Source organism: Kineosporia mesophila, from assembly GCF_021129235.1.
Lineage (GTDB): Bacteria > Actinomycetota > Actinomycetes > Actinomycetales > Kineosporiaceae > Kineosporia > Kineosporia mesophila.
The window spans coordinates 19,271-37,705 of the sequence record NZ_JAJOMA010000028.1; the positions used below are offsets into that span (position 1 = coordinate 19,271).

16 protein-coding genes are annotated in these 18,435 nt (G+C 69.7%); 7 read left to right on the top strand and 9 right to left on the bottom strand.

Translation table 11 applies throughout. From position 1 onward, the window contains the following. The first annotated feature begins 128 nt into the window (after positions 1–128). Positions 129–947 (top strand): hypothetical protein, encoded by an 819-nt coding sequence (locus tag LR393_RS29280; protein ID WP_231488248.1) that lies wholly within the window; start codon positions 129–131, stop codon positions 945–947. Here the strand turns inward: LR393_RS29280 and LR393_RS29285 are convergent. Further along, positions 925–1,566, bottom strand: coding sequence for a TrmH family RNA methyltransferase (locus LR393_RS29285; protein ID WP_269328083.1), 642 nt, complete (start codon positions 1,564–1,566; stop codon positions 925–927). The two genes, LR393_RS29280 and LR393_RS29285, sit on opposite strands and share 23 nt — an antisense overlap. A gap of 150 nt (positions 1,567–1,716) precedes the next feature. On the opposite strand from LR393_RS29285, the gene LR393_RS29290 reads away from it, so the two are divergent. Together LR393_RS29290 and LR393_RS29295 are read left to right on the top strand one after the other, a co-directional pair. After that, the gene (locus LR393_RS29290) at positions 1,717–2,562 is read left to right on the top strand and encodes a DedA family protein (protein WP_231488250.1); all 846 of its coding nucleotides are present in this window, start codon (positions 1,717–1,719) and stop codon (positions 2,560–2,562) included. 60 nt (positions 2,563–2,622) lie between these two features. After that, positions 2,623–3,213, top strand: a complete 591-nt coding sequence (locus tag LR393_RS29295; protein WP_231488251.1) for a DedA family protein — start codon at positions 2,623–2,625, stop codon at positions 3,211–3,213. A gap of 31 nt (positions 3,214–3,244) precedes the next feature. On the opposite strand, the gene pyrE is transcribed toward LR393_RS29295, so the two are convergent. Together pyrE and LR393_RS29305 are read right to left on the bottom strand one after the other, a co-directional pair. After that, the gene (gene pyrE / locus LR393_RS29300) at positions 3,245–3,814 is read right to left on the bottom strand and encodes an orotate phosphoribosyltransferase (RefSeq protein ID WP_231488252.1); all 570 of its coding nucleotides are present in this window, start codon (positions 3,812–3,814) and stop codon (positions 3,245–3,247) included. Next, the gene (locus tag LR393_RS29305) at positions 3,778–6,342 is read right to left on the bottom strand and encodes a putative bifunctional diguanylate cyclase/phosphodiesterase (RefSeq protein ID WP_231488253.1); all 2,565 of its coding nucleotides are present in this window, start codon (positions 6,340–6,342) and stop codon (positions 3,778–3,780) included. Before LR393_RS29305 ends, pyrE begins: the two co-directional genes overlap by 37 nt. A 162-nt stretch (positions 6,343–6,504) precedes the next feature. Between LR393_RS29305 and LR393_RS29310 the strand changes: the two genes are divergently transcribed. The 3 genes from LR393_RS29310 (at position 6,505) to LR393_RS29320 (ending at position 9,926) form a co-directional block, all read left to right on the top strand. Then, entirely contained in the window at positions 6,505–7,287 is a 783-nt protein-coding gene (locus LR393_RS29310) for an exodeoxyribonuclease III (protein WP_231488254.1), read from the top strand. A 45-nt stretch (positions 7,288–7,332) separates the two neighbouring features. Then, positions 7,333–7,590, top strand: a complete 258-nt coding sequence (locus LR393_RS29315) for a hypothetical protein (RefSeq protein ID WP_231488255.1) — start codon at positions 7,333–7,335, stop codon at positions 7,588–7,590. Between the two features lie 284 nt (positions 7,591–7,874). Then, complete coding sequence (locus LR393_RS29320; RefSeq protein ID WP_231488256.1) at positions 7,875–9,926, top strand: S8 family serine peptidase; 2,052 nt, start codon at positions 7,875–7,877, stop codon at positions 9,924–9,926. 68 nt (positions 9,927–9,994) lie between these two features. Here the strand turns inward: LR393_RS29320 and clpB are convergent, their stop codons facing one another. Both clpB and LR393_RS29330 read right to left on the bottom strand, forming a co-directional pair. After that, positions 9,995–12,664: an ATP-dependent chaperone ClpB gene (gene clpB / locus LR393_RS29325; protein WP_231488257.1), complete on the bottom strand. Its 2,670-nt coding sequence runs from the start codon at positions 12,662–12,664 to the stop codon at positions 9,995–9,997. Between the two features lie 169 nt (positions 12,665–12,833). Next, positions 12,834–13,547: an LmeA family phospholipid-binding protein gene (locus LR393_RS29330; protein ID WP_231488258.1), complete on the bottom strand. Its 714-nt coding sequence runs from the start codon at positions 13,545–13,547 to the stop codon at positions 12,834–12,836. A 488-nt stretch (positions 13,548–14,035) separates the two neighbouring features. Here LR393_RS29330 and LR393_RS29335 point away from each other — a divergent pair, with 488 nt between their 5' ends. Continuing rightward, positions 14,036–14,638, top strand: coding sequence for an LURP-one-related/scramblase family protein (locus tag LR393_RS29335; RefSeq protein WP_231488259.1), 603 nt, complete (start codon positions 14,036–14,038; stop codon positions 14,636–14,638). Between the two features lie 737 nt (positions 14,639–15,375). Here the strand turns inward: LR393_RS29335 and LR393_RS29340 are convergent. From LR393_RS29340 to LR393_RS29355, 4 genes are all read right to left on the bottom strand, one after another. Then, on the bottom strand, positions 15,376–15,705 hold the full coding sequence (locus LR393_RS29340; protein ID WP_231488260.1) for a DUF192 domain-containing protein: 330 nt from the start codon (positions 15,703–15,705) through the stop codon (positions 15,376–15,378). 612 nt (positions 15,706–16,317) lie between these two features. Continuing rightward, on the bottom strand, positions 16,318–16,803 hold the full coding sequence (locus LR393_RS29345) for a heme-degrading domain-containing protein (protein ID WP_231488261.1): 486 nt from the start codon (positions 16,801–16,803) through the stop codon (positions 16,318–16,320). Positions 16,804–16,814: 11 nt separating this feature from the next. After that, positions 16,815–17,270 carry a heat shock protein transcriptional repressor HspR gene (locus LR393_RS29350; RefSeq protein WP_231488262.1) on the bottom strand — a complete coding sequence of 152 codons (456 nt, stop codon included), beginning with the start codon at positions 17,268–17,270 and terminating at the stop codon, positions 16,815–16,817. A gap of 8 nt (positions 17,271–17,278) precedes the next feature. Then, on the bottom strand, positions 17,279–18,373 hold the full coding sequence (locus LR393_RS29355) for a DnaJ C-terminal domain-containing protein (RefSeq protein WP_231488263.1): 1,095 nt from the start codon (positions 18,371–18,373) through the stop codon (positions 17,279–17,281). Between the last annotated feature and the right edge of the window lie 62 nt (positions 18,374–18,435).

Here is an 18,435-nt window from a genome sequence, read left to right on the forward strand (position 1 = left end):
CGCACCTCGCCCCTGCGGCTGACATGCCGCGTCATGGCTCGCGACCTGCACCGATCGCGAGAAATGACCTCGCACCGCCCAGTAGCGTGAGCGAACGCCAGCAGACCCACAGAGGAGACGGCGGTGACATGACGCCCACCGGTACACAGACCACGCAGACCACCCAGAACACGCAGCCCTTGAACCCGGTGGGCCGTCCGGCCGACTTCGCCACCCTCTTTCCCGAGCTCTACCGCTCGGCGTTCACGGCCGCGCACGCCGAGCTGGGCACCCGGGCCGGCGCGCAGGAGGTCACCCTGGCCACGCTGGCCCGGGCCTACGCGCGCTGGTCGGGCACCCCCGACTTCACCACCTCGGCCGTGGCCTGGGTCTCGATGGCCGCGCGCACCCAGGCCCTCGGCCTGCTCCAGCGTCAGCAGCCCGGCCGTGAGGTACTGCTCGACGACGAGACCGAACTGCGGGCCGGCGAGATCCCGGGCCCCGGCCCGGACGACCTCGCCACCGTCGTGCGGCGGGGCGCGTGGCTGCGCCGGCGCCGTCTGGCCGGGTGGGTGGTGGCCGGGATCAGCCTGGTCGCCGCGGCCCTGCTGGCGGTGTGGCTGGGGCACTCGATACCGCCGGCCCCGCGCGAGCCGACCACCGTGCCGGGCAACGTACGCACGCAGGCGACCGCGACGTCCTCAAGCACCCTGCTCTTCGGCCGGATCAGCGCCGGGCGCAGCGAGCAGGGATCGGTGCGGGTCACCTTCGAGCCGACACAGGGGGACGAGGTGACCGGCCCGGCGACCCAGCTGGTCATCGAGCCGGGGGCCACCCTGCTGATCGACGGCCGCAAGACCCCGGAGGAGCTGGTGCAGACGCTCAACCGCTCCCTGCCCGGCGGGGAGGCCTACGTGCGGGTGACGCTGGCCCCGAACGGACGGATCACGGCGCTGCGCCAGGAATGACCGCGTGCTGCCGCACCCAGGCATGCATGGCGACCGCGGCCGCGGCCCCGGCGTTGATCGAGCGGGTCGAGCCGAACTGGGTGATCGACAGCACCTGGGAGCAGGCGTCGAGCGTGGCCTGCGAGAGTCCGGGACCTTCCTGGCCGAACACCAGCACGCAGTCACGCGGCAGGGTGGCCGTCTCGATCGGCACCGAGCCCGGCACGTTGTCGATGCCGATCACGGTGAGCCCCTCGGCCTCGGCCCACCGGGTGAGGGCATTCGCGTCCTCGTGATGGTGAACATGCAGGTAGCGGTCGGTCACCATGGCCCCGCGCCGGTTCCAGCGACGACGCCCGACGATGTGCACCCCGGCCGCGTTGAAGGCGTTCGCGGTACGCACGACCGAACCGATGTTCAGGTCGTGGGCCCAGTTCTCGATGGCCACGTGGAACGCGTGCCGCCGGGTGTCGAGCTCGGCCACGATCGCCTCGACGGTCCAGTACCGGAACTCGTCGAGCACGTTACGCCGGTCGCCCTGCCCGAGCAGTTCCGGGTCGTACCGGGAGTCCTCCGGCCAGGGGCCGGGCCACGGTCCCACCCCTACCGGAACGGAACGGAACTCTTCGTCGTCCACCATTGACTGCTCGCTTGACTGCTCGCTCACCCGGGCGATCCTGCCCTAGAGGCGGGAACCAGGTGTGGGGTGGCCCACGTTGTACGCCCTCGTGGACCAAGCCCTCATGAGACGGACAGAAAGCGTTCAGCCTGACGCCGTAGGCTGGGCGCCGTGCTGACAAGCGTGCCCATGGCCCTCGGGCCGGAGTGGCTGAATCCTGACACCCTGCTCACCGACCTGGGTGGGGTCGCCCTCTGGGTCGGCGCGCTCATCATCTTCGCCGAATGCGGGCTGCTGCTGGGGTTCTTCCTGCCCGGCGACTCCCTGCTGTTCACCATCGGCCTGTTCATCGGCCGCGGCGACATCGACTTCCCGCTCTGGCTGGCCTGCCTGGTGCTCACCCTGGCCGCCTTCCTGGGCAACGTGGTCGGCTACGAGATAGGCCGGGCCGCGGGGCCCGCCATCTTCAAGAAGGAAAACTCGAAGCTGTTCAAGCGCGAGTACGTCGACAAGACGATGGAATTCTTCGACCACTACGGCCCGGTCGCGATCGTGCTGGCCCGGTTCACCCCGCTGGTGCGCACCTTCATCACCGTGACCGCGGGCGTCGGCAAGATGGACCGCCGCAAGTACCTCACCTACAGCGCCATCGGCGCCGTGCTCTGGGCCTCGGGCATCACGATCCTCGGCAAGCTGCTGGGCAACATCCCGCTGTTCCGTGACCACATCGAGGCCGGCCTGCTGCTGCTCGTCGTGGTCTCGGTGATCCCGATGGGCTTCGAGGCGTGGCGTCACCGGAGCAAGCCGGCCACCGTCTCGCCGGAGGCCACGGCCGCCGCCGCCCAGCACTCCGGCGAGGAGCCGTTCCTGCCGCCGGCCGAGAGCGACCCGTTCGCCAACAGCCACGACCAGTTCGGCCAGCCCTACGCGGCCGACGACGCGACGATCCCCAGCGGCATCCCGCAGCAGCACTACGACCCCAACCGCCCCGACCAGGGGTACGACGGCCGACGCTGATCCCGCGACCGGCGACGACCGATGGCGCACTGGTGGACGAGTCTCTCCGACGTCTCGTCGATGACCACGACGACGGTCTACCTCGTCGTGTTCGCCCTGGTCTTCGTCGAGTCCGGTCTGCTCGTCGGGTTCTTCCTGCCCGGTGACAGCGTGCTGTTCGCGGCCGGTCTGCTGGCCGCCGAGCCGGCCTCCGACCTGAACCTCGGCCTGCTGGCCGGGGGGACGGCAGTGGCCGCGGTGGCCGGCGACGCCGTGGGTTACTGGACCGGGCGGCGCTTCGGCCGGCCCTGGTTGTTACGCCGGGCGGGGAGGAACGCCGACCGGGTCCACCGGGCCGAGGCGTTCTACGAACGGTGGGGCCCGCTGGCGATCATCATCGCCCGGTTCATCCCCTGGGTGCGCACCTTCACGCCGATCATCGCCGGGATCGGCCGGATGCCGTACCCGAAGTTCCTGCTCGCGAACGTGCTCGGCGCCCTGATCTGGGGCAGCGGGATGATCCTGCTCGGCTACGCCGCCCACAACGTGCCGTGGGTGAAGTGGGCCGCCTACGTCGTCGCCGCGGTCGCGATCACAGCCACCGTGGTGACGCTGGTGGTGGACCGGCGCCGGTCCACCACCGTCAACGCCGGTCCGGAGTCCCGAAGCTGACGGTCCAGCGCGATGAGCACGGTCCAGCGGGTCAGGAAAGCCCGAGATCGGACAGGTCGTAGGCGTATCGGTACGGCAGACCGGCGGCCTCCACCTTCTCCCGGGCGCCGGTGCCCCGGTCGACGATCACGGCGACCCCGATCACCTCGGCACCGGCCTCGCGCAGCGCCTCGACCGCGGTCAGCACGGAACCACCGGTGGTGGAGGTGTCTTCGACGGCGAGCACGCGACGGCCCGGCACGTCGGCCCCCTCGATGCGGCGCTGCAGACCGTGGGCCTTGCCCTGCTTGCGCACGACGAAGGTGTCGAGCCGCTCACCGGCCGCCGCGGCGGCGTGCAGCATCGACGTGGCCACCGGGTCGGCACCCAGGGTCAGGCCGCCCGCGGCGTCGAACTCCCAGTCTTTCACCAGGTCCCGCATGACCCTCCCGACCAGTGGCGCGGCCTGGCCGTCGAGTGTGATGCGGCGCAGGTCGACGTAGTAGTCGGCCTCCTTGCCGCTGGACAGCGTGACCTTGCCGTGCACCACGGCGAGCTTGCGGATCAGCTCGCGCAGTTCGTCTTTCACGGCGCCGAGGGAGGGGCTGTCTGTGGGCTGCATTCGTCCAGGGTATCCAGGGTCCCGACCACCCGCGGGGCCGGTGGAAGGGTGACCGTTCCGGGCGGTCGGTGCCCGGCCGCCCAGGCCAGATCCCCCACGGCCACCGGCGCGTTGAAGTAGTAACCCTGGCCGAAACCGCAGCCCATCCGCTTCAGCTCGATCCGGGTGTGGGCGTCCGTGACCCCCTCGGCCACGACCTCCAGGCCCAGGTTGCGCCCGAGGTCGATGATCGACTGGACGACGGCCCGGCCGGTCCCGCCGGCCCGCAGCTCCTGCACCAGCGACTGGTGGATCTTGACCTGGCTCACCGGCAGCCGGCTCAGGAAGGTGAGCGAGGAGTATCCGGTGCCGAAGTCGTCCACCGACAGCCGCACCCCCAGGGCGCGCAGCCGGGTCAACGAGGCCAGCACTCCCTGATGGGTGTCCGGCTCGTCGATCACATCGGCCTCGGTCACCTCCAGGTAGAGCAGGTCGGGCGGGAGGTCGTGCACGGCGAGCGCGGTGGTGATCTGCTCGGGCAGGGTCGGGTCGGCCAGCCAGCCGGGGGCCAGGTTGACCGCGACCCGCACCTGCTGACCTTTCTCCAGCCAGTCGCGGGCCGCGGCCAGCGCCTGGTCGAGCACCCGGCGGGACAGCTCGGTGACCAGGCCGCTGCGCTCGGCGGCGGCGAAGAAGTCCTCCGGCGGCACCTCGCCCAGCTCCGGATGGTTCCACCGGGCCAGGGCCTCCAGCGCGTGGGCCCGGCCGGTGACCAGGTCGACCACGGGCAGCACGGCGATGCCGATGCTGTCCTGGAGCAGCGCCTCCTCCAGCGCGGTGGCCAGGGTCTGCAACTGCGAGGCGGGCAGGTCCATGGACCGGGTGAACATCCGGTACCCGCCGCCGGCCGACTTGGCCACGTACATCGCCACGTCGGCGCGGCGCAGCAGCTCGGCCCCGGTGGTGCCCTGGTCCGGGCCGACGGCCACGCCCAGGGAACCGCCGACGCGCAGTTCCTGACCCTCCAGCGTGACCGGCTCGTCGAAGGCCGTGAGCAGGCGCCGGGCCAGCGCCCGGGCGGCACCGTCGCCCAGGCCCGGGGCCAGCACCGCGAACTCGTCGCCGCCGAGCCGGGCGATCGTCGTGCCCCGGCCCGCGACCCGGCCGAGGCGGCCGGCGAGCTCCCGCAGCAACTGGTCGCCGGCCTGATGGCCGAGGGTGTCGTTGATGGCCTTGAAACCGTTGAGGTCGAGCAGCATCACCGCGCACGACCGGTCTCCCGACACCAGCTCGGGCACCCACGCGTCCAGCTGGGCCCGGAAGTCCAGGCGGTTGGGCAGGCCGGTGAGCTCGTCGTGCCGGGCCTCGAAGCGCAGCCGTTCCACCAGGTGCCCATTGCTCAGGGCGACGGCGGCCCGGGCCGCCACGGTCTGCAGCGTGGCCAGATCGGACGCGGCGAAACCGTGCTCCCCACCGCTGCGCTCACCGACCAGCAGGTGCCCGGCCACGGTGTCGTCGATGCGCAGCGGCACCAGCACGGCCTGGCCGAGACCACGGGCCCGCAGGAAATCACGCTCGGCCCGGTCACGGCCGCGCACCAGCTGCCCGGACTCGGGCGGCCACGGCAGCGGGAAGAGGTCGTCCGCGGGGGTGCGGGGGCCGATCACGTGTCCCGAGCGGTGGCTCCAGAGGCGCCGGCCGGAGGTGGAACGGCCCAGGTCGTCGTTGAGCACCAGCTCGGAGTAGCGGGCGCGCAGCAGATCGGCGGACTGTTCGAGCACCAGCGGGATGGCGCGGGCCGGGGCCGGCACGTGGGCCAGGGCCTCGGAGAGCTCGTACAGGCGGCTCAGGCGGGTGTGCCGTTCGGAGAGCGTCGCGAACGCGTGGAGGCCGAGCACCAGGCCGGGGCCGATCGCGGCCACGGTCAGCAGGGGCTCGCCGCGGCTGACCGAGATCACCGGGATCAGGCCGATCGCGGCACCCGTCACCCCGGCCACGACCGCGCGCATCAGCAGCCGCCGGACCTCGGCCCGCCACCCGCCGGCGTCGAGGTGCACGCGCAGCAACAGGGTGATCTCGACGAGCGCCGCAAGCACCACCACGACCAGCGTCATCAGGCGGCCGGAGTGGCTGAGCACGCCGTACGGCAGCACCAGGGTGCGGAACAGCAGCTCGGCCACCCCGGTGCCGGCGATCACCGCGAAGGCCCCGGTGATCAGGGTGACGAGGTTGTGACGGCGGTACCAGGCGGCGACGGCCACGGTGCCGAGCAGGCGGGCGAGCAGGAGCGGGCCCGGGTCGGACAGGTAGAGACCGGTGGTCAGCGGGATGACGCTGAGCGAGATCGGGTAGCAACGCCCCCGGACGTTCACGTTCAGGCCGCACACCTCGGTGACGGCGAACGCGATCGCGAACGCCCACCAGGGCAGGGTGCTGATACCCAGGAGCGGGAGGGGCCGGCCGAGCAGCACCGGGACCAGGCCGATCACGAGCACGCCGATCACCCCGGCGCCCGTGGCGAACCGGGCGGCGGGACTCTTCGTGGTCACCCAGAGATGTCCCATCGCTCCATCCAGTTGAAGTCCGCTTGAAGGACAGTGCATCGCAGTGTGTAGTCGGATGTCATTGGCTGGTGACTCTTTGCACTCAGACGGCCCGCAGCCGTCCGGGTGAGGTGTAACCGTCGCCCCTTCGGCAGATACCCTCGCGAGGTGCGGATCGCTACCTGGAACGTGAATTCGATGCGGGCGCGGGTCGACCGGGCCGTGGCCTGGCTGGAACGCAGCGATGTGGACGTGGTCGCCGTCCAGGAGACCAAGTGCAAGGACGAGCAGTTCCCCACCGCGCGGTTCGAGGAGATCGGCTACCAGGTCACCCACCTCGGCCACTCGCAGTGGAACGGCGTCGCGATCATCTCGCGGGTCGGGATCGACGACGTCGAACGTGGGTTCCCGGGCATGCCGAGCTGGGGCGACCCGCCGGCCGCCGAGGCCCGGGCCATCGGCGCCACCTGCAACGGCGTCCGTATCTGGAGCCTCTACGTACCCAACGGCCGCACGCTCGAAGATCCCCACCTGGTCTACAAGCTGGAGTGGCTGACCGCGCTGAAGACCGCCGGCCAGGACTGGCTCGCCGCCGACCCGCAGGCCCAGATCGCCCTGGTCGGTGACTGGAACGTAGCTCCGCTCGACGAAGACGTGTGGGACATGGCGGCCTTCGAGGGCAGCACCCATGTGTCGCAGCCCGAGCGCGACGCCTTCAACGGCGTGGTGGAGGCCGGTTTCGCCGAGGTCGTGCGCGCCCACACCCCCGGCGCGTACACCTACTGGGACTACACCCAGCTGCGCTTTCCCAAGCGCCAGGGCATGCGCATCGACTTCGCCCTGACCTCCCCGGCCCTGGCCGAGCGGGTCAAGACCGCGTCGATCGACCGCGAGGAGCGCAAGGGCAAGGGCGCTTCCGATCACGCTCCGGTGATCGTCGAGCTCGCTTAATTGAGGACGACGTGACTGGCGGCCGCTGACAGCACCGGATCGTGGGTGGCCACCAGAACGGCGGTGCCGTTGCGCGCCGTCTGCCCGAGCACCCCGGTGACCAGCTGGCGCTGCATTCCCGACCGGCAGCCGCGAGAGCGCGCGGCCGAGCACGGCATCAGCCGTGACCTGGGTGGACGCACCGATCAGGACCGGAATGAGCACGGCCCCGGCGAGCGCGATCAGCACCGCGGCCCGTCACCCCCGCACTGCTGCCAGCCGACCGGGCAACAACGACCCGGCCACCGGCCCCACACCCGGTAAAACTGGCGAACGCCCGAGTCCGCAGGGGACTCCGGTGACGTGACCGGGAACCGACACCGCACTTGTCTCAAAAGGAGGGAAAACGGGGTTCCCGACGCGGGACACGCCCAGGTGGTTCAGAAACCTCGATTTAAATCTCGGTCAAGCACGAAATAGGAGGTCCGGAAGGACTAGTCAATCGCTCACCGAAACGTATGAGGCTGATTACGGAATGCATGATTTCGGCCCCGGCGCCCGGTCACGGGTCCGTCATCCTGTCGGTGCGCCCCCGTAGAGTGCTGCGCGTGACGGATCCCCGCGCCCCCCACCGGGCCCTACCCCGCCGGAAAGCGTTGATCAGGACCGCGCTCGGGCTGTCCGCCGCGACGCTGGCTGTGGTCACGCTGACGCCGGTCGCCGACGCTCTGCCCGCCGCCCTGGGCGGCACCGATCCGGCTCCGCTGGTGGGTGCCGACAGCAAGAGCGCCATCGACGGCGAGTACCTGGTGATGCTGAAAGACCAGGCGGGCCTGAGCGCCGCCGGTGTCGACAGCGCCGGTGCGTCGGCCGGTTCGGTGGTGGCCGCGGCCGTGGAGCGCGGTGAAGACGCGGGTGCCCAGGTGCACGCCCGGTTCACCGAGGCGCTGCAGGGCTACTCGGCCACGCTGTCCGACGGCGAGCTCGCCGACATCCGCAAAGACCCGGCCGTCGACTACGTCGCGGTCAACCAGCGGTACACCTCCACCGCCACCTCGGGCACGCAGAAAGATGCCGAGTGGGGGCTCGACCGCATCGATCAGCACGCGAGCACGCTGAACGGCTCGTACTACTACTCGAACACCGGCAAGGGCGTCACCGCCTACGTGGTGGACACCGGGGTCCGCAGCACCCACCGCGACTTCACCACCACGCTGGCCGGTAAGCAGGGCACCAGCCGGGTCTCCGGCGGTAAGTCCACGCTGTCCGGCGACACCAGCACCGAAGACTGCGAGGGTCACGGCACCCACGTCGCCGGCACCATCGGCGGCACCAACTACGGCGTGGCCAAAGAGGTCTCGCTGGTGCCGGTCCGGGTGCTCGACTGCAAGGGCGGCAGCACCAGCTCGATCGTGGCGCAGGGGCTCGACTGGGTGGTCTCGCACCACAAGAGCGGTGTGCCGGCCGTCGCGAACCTCAGCCTGACCAACGAGGGCGGCGAAGACCCGGTGGTCGAGGCCGCGGTCAAGCGGGTCATCGCCGACGGGGTCACCGTGGTGATCGCCGCCGGTAACGGCGACGCGGCCGGTGAGGGCATCCCGGCCTGCGACGTCTCCCCGAGCGACGTGAAGGCCGCGATCGTGGTCGGCGCCTCCACCAAGACCGACAAGAAGGCGACGTTCTCCAACTACGGCGACTGCGTCGACCTGTACGCGCCGGGCCTGAACATCACTTCCGACTGGGCCACCGGCGACACCCGTATCGCCAAGCTCTCCGGCACGTCGATGGCCACGCCGCACGTCACCGGCGCGGTGGCGCTGTACCTGCAGAAGCACCCCAAGGCCACGCCGAAGCAGGTGCAGGCAGCCATCCTCGGCGCCTCCACCGAGAACGTCGTCACCAAGGTGAGCACGAAGTGGCCGCGGCGCCTGCTGTTCTCCCCGCAGAAGGTGGCGCTCCCGGTGGCCACCACCTCCAAGACGTCGCTCACCAGCGGTACCTCCCTGCACAACGGCTCGTCGATCTCCAGCCCGAACGGCCTGTACGTGCTGTCCCAGACCGGTAAAGACCTGACGCTGAGCAAGCCCGGCGACCGGGTGCTCTGGCACTCCGGCAAGGGCGCTGCCTACACGCGCATGACCACCACCGGGAACCTGGTGTCGTACAACGCCTACGGGCAGCGGGTCTGGTCGTCCGGCACCAGCGGCGGGGCCTCCACACTGAAGGTCACCAACGAGGGCCGGCTGACCATCGTCAACAGTTCCACCCAGAAGACGGCCTGGGCCAGCAACAAGATCCAGAAGGTGGCCCCCACCCAGAACGTCGCCGGCCGCGCCACCCTGAACACGGGTTCGGCGCTCTACCGCGGCGGCCGCACGCTGGTGTCGAAGAACGGGAAGTACCGCCTGGCCTTCCGCACCGACGGCAACCTCACGGTGACGGAGAAGGGCGCGGGCGTCATCTGGAACACCGGCAAGAAGAACGCTGACTGGCTCACCGTGACGAGCACCGGCAACCTGTCGCTGGTCAACTCCAACGGCACCACCGCCTGGACCTCCAAGACCGCGGGTCAGGGCGCCAACCGGCTGCGCCTGCTGAGCAGCGGCAAGCTCCAGCTGGTGAAGACGAGTGGCACCAAGGTGGTCTGGACCGCCCGCTGACCCCGACGTCCTCAAAGCACTGAAGCCCTCGCCGATCCCGGCGAGGGCTTCAGTGCTTTGTCAGAGCATCAGATCGTCGGACCCGACTCCAGCTCGATCAGGCCGCTGTCCGGATTCGCGTGGGACCGGACCACCGAGTCGACCTGCTCGCCGGGCTCGAGCCGGCGCACGATCAGACCGTCGGCAGCGGGCGCGGCGTCGACGAGAACTCCGTCGCCGTCGTGGATCTCACCCGCCAGCAGGGCCCGGGCGAGCTTGTCGCCGATCTCGCGCTGCACCAGGCGGCGTAGCGGCCGGGCCCCGTAGGCCGGGTCGTAGCCGGTGAGAGCCAGCCAGTCGCGAGCGGCCGCGGTGACCTGGAGCTCGAGCCGCCGATCGGCCAGACGCCGGGCCAGCAGCCCGATCTGGAGCTCCACGATGTGAGACAGCTCGTTCATGCCGAGCGGGTCGAACACCACCACGTCGTCCAGCCGGTTGAGGAACTCCGGCTTGAACGAAGAGCGCACCGAGCTGAGCACGGCATCCTTCTTGGCCTCGTCCGACAGCGTCGGGTCGACCAGGAACTGCGAGCCCAGGTTGGAGGTCAGCACCAGGATGGTCGAGCGGAAGTCGACCGTGCGGCCCTGACCGTCGGTGAGCCGGCCGTCGTCGAGCACCTGCAACAGCACGTCGAACACGTCCGGGTGGGCCTTCTCCACCTCGTCGAACAGAACGACGGAGTAAGGACGACGACGCACCGCCTCGGTCAGCTGGCCACCGGACTCGTACCCGACGTAGCCGGGCGGGGCACCGATCAGCCGGGCCTCGCTGTGCTTCTCGGCGTACTCGCTCATGTCGATACGGACCATGGCCCGCTCGTCGTCGAACAGGAAGTCGGCCAGGGCCTTGGCCAGCTCGGTCTTACCGACGCCGGTGGGGCCGAGGAACAGGAACGACCCGGTCGGACGGTCGGGATCGCTGATACCGGCCCGGGCCCGGCGCACCGCGTCGGACACCGCCCGCACGGCGTTCTTCTGCCCGATCAGCCGCCCGCCGATGACCTCTTCCATCTGCAGCAACTTGGCGCTCTCGCCCTCCAGCAGCCGCCCGGCGGGAATCCCGGTCCAGGCCGCCACCACGTCGGCGATGTCGTCGGGACCGACCTCGTCCTTCACCATCGGCTCGGCCCGGTCTTCCAGGACCTCCTCGGCGGCCTGGGCCTCGGCGATCTCCTTCTCGATGGTCGGGATCTCGCCGTACAGAAGCCGCGAGGCCGCGCCCAGATCGCCCGCGCGCTGCAGCTTCTCGGCCTGACTGCGGAGCTCGTCGACCCGCTTCATCAGGTCACCGACGCGGTTGAGACCGGCCTTCTCCTGCTCCCAGCGGGCCGTGAGACCGGCCAGTTGCTCAGAACGGTCGGCCAGGTCGGCCCGCAGCTTCTCCAGACGCATCTGGCTGCCCGGGTCGGCCTCGTTGGCCAGGGCCATCTCTTCCATCTTCATCCGGTCGACCTGCCGGCGCAGGGCGTCGATCTCTTCCGGCGAGGAGTCGATCTCCATGCGCAGCCGGCTGGCGGCCTCGTCGATCAGGTCGATCGCCTTGTCGGGCAGCTGACGGCCGGGGATGTAGCGGTGCGACAGACCGGCCGCGGCGACCAGGGCGGCATCGGTGATCGCGACCTTGTGGTGCGCCTCGTAGCGCTCCTTCAGGCCCCGCAGGATGGCCACCGTGTCTTCCACACTCGGCTCACCCACGTAGACCTGCTGGAAACGGCGCTCCAGCGCGGCGTCCTTCTCGATGTTCTCGCGGTACTCGTCCAGCGTGGTGGCACCGACCAGACGCAGCTCACCCCGGGCCAGCATCGGCTTGAGCATGTTGCCGGCGTCCATCGACCCGTCGCTGCTGCCGCCCGCACCGACCACGGTGTGCAGCTCGTCGATGAAGGTGACGACCTGGCCCTCGGAGGACTTGATCTCTTCGAGCACGGCCTTCAGCCGTTCCTCGAATTCACCGCGATACTTCGCACCCGCCACCATCGCGGCCAGGTCGAGGCTGATCAGCCGCTTGCCGCGCAGGGATTCGGGCACGTCACCGGCAACGATGCGCTGGGCCAGGCCCTCGACGACCGCGGTCTTGCCCACGCCCGGCTCACCGATCAGCACCGGGTTGTTCTTCGTGCGGCGGCTCAGAACCTGCACCACGCGGCGGATCTCAGCGTCGCGCCCGATCACCGGGTCGAGCCGGCCGTCGCGCGCGGCGGCGGTCAGGTCGACGCCGTACTTCTCCAGGGACTTGTAGGTGCCCTCCGGATCGGGGCTGGTGACCCGGACGTTGCCCCGCACCTGGGGCAGCGCGGCCAGCAGCTTGTCGCGGGTGATGCCCGCGTTCTTCAGGACACCGCTGTCGCCCGCGGCCAGACCGATCAGCAGGTGCTCGGTGGAGACGTACTCGTCACCGAGCTCCCGGGCGACGTCGCCGGCCGCCGACATCGACTGGTAGGAGGCGCGGCCCAGGCTGGGCGAGCTGACCGAACTGCCGCTGGCCCGGGGCAGACCCTCGACCAGGGCGGTGTTGGAACGGCGCAGGGCCTGCGGGTCAGCCCCGACCGCCTGCAGAAGGGCGGGCGCAACCCCGTCGGGCTGCTCGAGCAGGGCGCCCAGCAGGTGCGCCGGCTCTACCTGCGGCGCACCGTCAGTGGCGGCGCGCCGGACGGCGGAGGCCATGGCCTCCTGGCTGCGGGTGGTGAGCTTCAGGTCCATGGTGCTCAGTTACCTCCGAGTGCTGTTTGAACTACTGCCCATCGCAACGCTCACAGAGTTGAGTCTGTTCCACTCAAGTTAGCGCATGCCCGCGTTGTCGGCTTTCCAAGAATGAGAAAAGGCCGGGACCCCGAGTGGGGATCCCGGCCCTTATGGCCTCGGTGCGACGTCAGCCCAGCTGGACCTCGGTGGTCGTGGCGCGAACAGTCACGCCCTCCTTGCCCACCGTCACATCCTGGGCAGTGAACCCGAACGGCAGCTCGGGCAGGTGGTACGAACGGTTCAGCAGCGACTTCACCTGCGGGCGCAGCAGCGGGTCGATGTCGGCGAGGGAATCCTGCGTCAGCTGGAGCAGCAGGTCGCCGTCCTTGATCGTGACGCTGGCCTCGCCCTGCAGCTGGGTGCTGCCCAGCGGGCTCTCGTAAGTGCCGGTGATGGAGAGATTGCCGCTGTTGCCCTCGGTGAATTCCACCTTGAGGTTGTCGTCGGGCATGTTGTCCGCGACCACCCGGTCGATGGACGCGTACCCGACCGTCGCGTCGGCCACGGCGGAGTCGACCGGCACATCCCCCAGCCGGTGCTTCACCAGGTCGCCGAGGCTGGCGTGAATGCCGCGCATCTCCACGTCGAGCTCGTCGACGGTGACGCCGTCCTGCACGCTGAGATCGTCGACCTTGGCGTTGACCTGATCGTACTTACCCCCGAGAGCCTGCGTGAGCAGCGGGAAACCGTGCACCTCGACGTCTGGCCGCTCGGCCAGGCCGGCCTCGCTCTGGACTCTCTCGGCAACCACGCGGCGGGCTGCCCACCAGGTCACGCGGTCGACAACGACCAGCAGCACAAGCACCACGAGTACGACCCCGACGAGCCGACGGATGATCACGACCAAACCCTTCATGACGATCTGGGAGCAGGCTGAGCACTGACGGGTAACCGTGACATACCCGAACGGTCGAGCAACAATCGGGGCCGTTGGGGAATGAGATCGCGATTGGCGCATTCCGGCCACCCGGGAACCGCGGGTTGGGGGCGAGACCTGGGCAGCGCGCTCGGTGTCGCACCACCCAGGCCCCGCAGCCTGGGGGACTCATGCGGGCCAATGCCTCACGCAGAGTTTCCTAGTTGCAGTTCTGAGTATGTGGTGAGGTTCGTACGGGTTGTCACCAAGACTGGATCGACGCCGCCGAACCTTGCTGGAAAAACTTCTCAGATAGCGCAATCCGACGTCAAGGAGTAGCCGGGTCATATCGACGAAATCGCGGTTGATCGCTACTTTCCGTGATGTCATTCAAAGAACCGGACATGGAGCGCTGCCCTACGCAACAATGACCCGCACATATCGGACGCCTGTACAGAGAGAAGCGTGAACTGATGGTCTCCGACCTGAGGAGCATCGAGCGTTTCGCGGTGACCCAGAAAATCACCCTGCTGGTCAACCGTTACGAGATCCGGGAGCTGCGGCCCGACGGCAGCACCGGTGACCTGCTGGCCTTCGCCCAGCAGAAGCGCCTGGCGTTCAAGGAGGAGGTCACCTTCTACGCTGACGAGAACCGCACGGAGCCGGTGTTCAGCTTCAAGGCTCGTCAGCGCCTCGACCTCGGTGCCACCTACGACGTGCAGGACGCCGCCGGCCAGACCATCGGCTGGTTCCGCAAGGACTTCGGCAAATCACTCCTGCGCAGCTCGTGGCACATGGGCTTCGCCAACAGCCCGGTCGAGCTGTTCGGCACCGAGCGCAACAAGAACGTGGCCATCGCGCGCCGGCTGTGGGAGTTTCTGCCCATCGTCAGCGACCTGCCGTCCCCGTTCGTCTTCCACTTCGACTTCACCGACCCGGACGGCACGGTGCTCCTGAGCTCGCAGCGCAAGCGCTCCCTGCGCGACCGCTACGAGGTCGAGGTACCGGGCGCCCGTCTGGACGGCCGTCTGGCCGCCGCGATGGCCGTGGCGCTGGACGCCCTGCAGTCCCGGTAGCCCATCCCGGCCTCCCGTGTCCGGGTGATCGCATCGCCCGGACACGGGAACCGTGAGCGGCACGAAAACCGGCACGGTGAGCTGAACCTCGGTCACCGACCCGGGCAGGACCGGAAACCGCAGGCTGACGGCGATCCCGGCGGGCCCCACGCTCTTCGGCTCCCGGCCGCAGGTGCAGTCGGACCGGCCACCGTCGGCCCCCGTCCACTCGGCGCCCGGCAGCGCCGGCCGGGCGCCCGGGCAGTGGCTGAATCAGCGCAGCGCTGAACGGGATTGGCATCTCCGTGCTGAACGGTCGGCCGATCGGGAGATCTCGAGGACCGCGAGCGTCCGGTCGCGCGCTATCAGGCGCGGATCCCGGGCCCGGTGCGCCGCCCGGGCCGAGACCTCCTCGCGGGACCTCGTCCCACTGAGCGGGTCTGGCCACCAGCCGCGCACCACCTCGACGCAGGGCGGGATCTCCCCGAGTGCAGCGCCATCCGCTTCTCCCCTCCGAAGACGCGGACTCAGCTGTCCCCTGAACACTCGGGCATCTCCCTTCTTCCCTCCGGACGCCGTGAGCCGATCACACGGTGTACTCACGACGACGTGGACCATTTTAGGGGCGATTGAAGCCGAGACACACTCTCAGTGAATGAGATCACGTTATATGCGCAATATCTATAACACCGAGCTATCAAGTCCTGAGCAGAAATCAGAATTAGAACGAGTGACCGAAAGTAGTTAACTACGGAATGTCACTGAACCAGGCGGAGATGGCGCCCCGGTTCGATGCCCCATTCCTGCGCCCGGCCCGTCTCGGTCTCCAGGATCCAGCCGGAGCGCGGCCGTGGGAGCCCGACCCGCTGCGGCACCATCGGCACCACGGCCAGCACGGTTCCGTCGCGCCGCACGTAGACCACGTCGATCGCGAAGCGCATACCGATCGTGTGCACGCTCGACCCCGGCCTGAGCACCAGCCCGGTGGCGACCCCGTCCCGGCCGAGCAGCCCCCGCGACCGCTGCGCATAGCTCGTCGCCATCTCCACCTCGGCGACCTCGACACCGTCCACGAGCAACCCGGCCACACAATCCTCCCGAACGTCACCCTCACACCGATTCGCACCATGTAACCGTGTGGTGTGGCGCAGTGACCAGCACATGAGCCGGGTGGCCGGCTCTTCCGGCCGCGGGCGCGGTGGGCCGGCTCTTCCGGCCCGCGGGCGCGGTGGCCGGCTCTTCCGGCCGCAGGCGCGGTGAGCGGCCCCCGCCGGGCAGATGGTGAAGAGCTCCCTCGACACGGGATCGGCTCGGAAAATCGGCGCCCCGGCCCAGGGTGAGCGGCACGATCATCGACGGTGAGGTGACGGGTGCGTCGCGCGGGGGACAACACGCCCCAGGCCTTCCGGCTCGGCCCCGGCATGACCGTCGCCAACGTCAGCTACGACCGGCCAGGCCGGCCGGGGCAGCTCGCGGCCGAGACGGCGGGCGGGGCCGCGAGAGCGCGGCTTTCGTCGCCGTCTCCGGTCCCGGTCCGACAGCAGAGCTTGTGGACGTCGATGAGACTCCGGAGCCCGAGCCCTCCACCGGGTGCCTCTGCGTGCGCAGCGACCTGTGTACCCCCCCGGAACGCGGGTGGTCACCCGGTACGGCGCTCCTGACGGCGATCCCCGCAATCGCCGTCAGCGCCCGTAGTGAGGTCAGTTCTTACCGAGGTCGTCCAGGTACTGCTCCAGCCCGGCCACGACCATCCGGTGGTCTTCCACCTCGGGCAGACCGGAGACGGTGACCGTGCCGACCACTCCCACCCCGTGCACGTGCACCGGGAACGACCCGCCGTGCGCCGCGTACTCGTCGGGGTCGAGGCGGAAGCGCTCTTCGAAGGTGACACCGTCGGCGAACGCCTGACGGCCCACGAGGAGCGAGGACAGGCCGAAACGATCGACCACAGCGGCCTTCCGGCGGATCCAGGCATCGTTGTCGGCGCTGGTGCCGGGCAGGGCGTAGTGGAAGAGCTGCTGGCCGTTGCGGCGCAGGTCGACGGTCACCGGAGCACGGCGGGAGGCCGCGAGCTCGACCAGGATGATGCCGATCTGCCAGGCGTCGTCATTGTCGAAGCCAGGCAGCCGTAGACGGCGCTCCTGGTCTTCGATCTCCTCGATGAGGGAGGCAAGCTCGGAATCCATGGTCACCAGTCTTACCGGCCGGGCCGCCAGACGACCAGCGCCGTGGAGGTGACGGGCCGCCGCGGACGGCGACCGGGAGGCACCGCGACGATGTCGCCGCCGGGTTCGGCCGCGAAGACCCGCCCGGCGCTGCGCAGCTTGGCCTGCACCAGGCGCAGCTCGTCCATCAGCTGCTCGACCTGACCGCGCAGGGCCCGGTTCTCGTACTCCAGTTCGAGAATCCGCTTGATCCCGGCCAGGTTGACGCCCTCCTCCTGGGAAAGGCGCTGCACCTCGCGAAGGGACGCGACATCCCGGGCCGAGTAACGACGGCCGCGGCCGGCCGACCGGCCCGGGGTCACCAGGCCGAGTCGGTCGTACTGCCGCAACGTCTGCGGGTGCATCCCGGCGAGTTGTGCCGCTACCGAGATGACGAAGATGGGTGCGTCCGGATCGACGCTGAACTCGACGTTGATCTCGTCAGCCATGACATGCCTCAGGTCGGGCGGTTGTCGTCGAGACGGGAGAACAGGTCGGCGCGGGGGTTCTCCCCGGCCGTGTTCTCGGCGAACGTCTTCAGCGCCTCACGGGCCTTGCCGTCCACCCTCTGTGGAACGGCCACCTGGAGGGTGACCAGCAGATCGCCGGTGCGCTTGGCCGTCTTCACCCCACGGCCGCGGGCACGCAGCGTGCGCCCGGAGGGTGTGCCGGCCGGAACCTTCATCTTCACCCGCGCGCCGTCGGGTGTCGGTACCTCGACCTCAGTGCCGAAGACGGCCTCGGGAAAGGTGACCGGCACCGTGATGCGCACGTCGGCACCGTCGAGCGTGAAGATCGGGTGCGGCTCGACCGAGACGGTGACCCAGAGGTCGCCCGGCTCGCCGCCGACGTCCGACATCTTGCCCTTGCCCCGCAGCCGCACCTTCTGGCCGTCCCGGACCCCGGCCGGGATCCGGGCTGTGATGGTGCGCAGTCCGGCCTGCGGGTCGTCGACCCGCAGATTGAGCTGTGCACCCTCCATCGCCTGCCGGAAAGTGAGAGTGGCCGCGGCATTCAGGTCACCGCCGCGCATCGGGCCGCGCGGTGACCGATGGCCACCGGCACTCCCCGGCGGGAAGAGACCGTTGAGCATGTCCTCGAAGATGGGCGACTCGGCGCCACCCCGGCCGCCGGCACCGGTACCCGCACCGGCGCCTCCGCCCGTGGTGTAGCGCACCCGCTGCTGACCGGCGCCGGGCATACCGCCACCGCCCGGCATACCGCCGCCGAACAGGTTGCCCAGCAGGTCTTCGAAGCCCGCACCGTTACCCGCGGAAGGACCACCGCCACCGCCGGCCGTGAAACGCGCACCGCCCCGGGACATCGCCCGGATCGCGTCGTACTGCTGCCGCTGCTCGGAGTCGGAGAGCACCGCGTAGGCCTCGCCGACCTCCTTGAACCGCTTGTCGGCACCCTTGTCACCTGGGTTGGCATCCGGGTGGTGCAGGCGCGCGAGCTTGCGGTACGCCTTCTTGATGTCCGCAGCGCTGGCGTTCTGCGGCACCCCGAGTACCGAGTAGAAGTCCTTTTCGAACCAGTCCTGGCCCGCCATGTGTCTCTCCTTGAGCCGCCGGGAGGCCCGGAGCGGGAAACGGCTGCTGTCAGCCGTTTCCC

Coding starts and splice junctions, on each gene's coding strand:
- LR393_RS29280 (WP_231488248.1), top strand. CDS start 129: ATGACGCCCACCGGTACACAGACCACGCAGACCACCCAGAACACGCAG.
- clpB (WP_231488257.1), bottom strand. CDS start 12,664: ATGGACCTGAAGCTCACCACCCGCAGCCAGGAGGCCATGGCCTCCGCC.
- LR393_RS29295 (WP_231488251.1), top strand. CDS start 2,623: ATGACCACGACGACGGTCTACCTCGTCGTGTTCGCCCTGGTCTTCGTC.
- pyrE (WP_231488252.1), bottom strand. CDS start 3,814: ATGCAGCCCACAGACAGCCCCTCCCTCGGCGCCGTGAAAGACGAACTG.
- LR393_RS29355 (WP_231488263.1), bottom strand. CDS start 18,373: ATGGCGGGCCAGGACTGGTTCGAAAAGGACTTCTACTCGGTACTCGGG.
- LR393_RS29285 (WP_269328083.1), bottom strand. CDS start 1,566: ATGGTGGACGACGAAGAGTTCCGTTCCGTTCCGGTAGGGGTGGGACCG.
- LR393_RS29350 (WP_231488262.1), bottom strand. CDS start 17,270: ATGGCTGACGAGATCAACGTCGAGTTCAGCGTCGATCCGGACGCACCC.
- LR393_RS29335 (WP_231488259.1), top strand. CDS start 14,036: ATGGTCTCCGACCTGAGGAGCATCGAGCGTTTCGCGGTGACCCAGAAA.
- LR393_RS29345 (WP_231488261.1), bottom strand. CDS start 16,803: ATGGATTCCGAGCTTGCCTCCCTCATCGAGGAGATCGAAGACCAGGAG.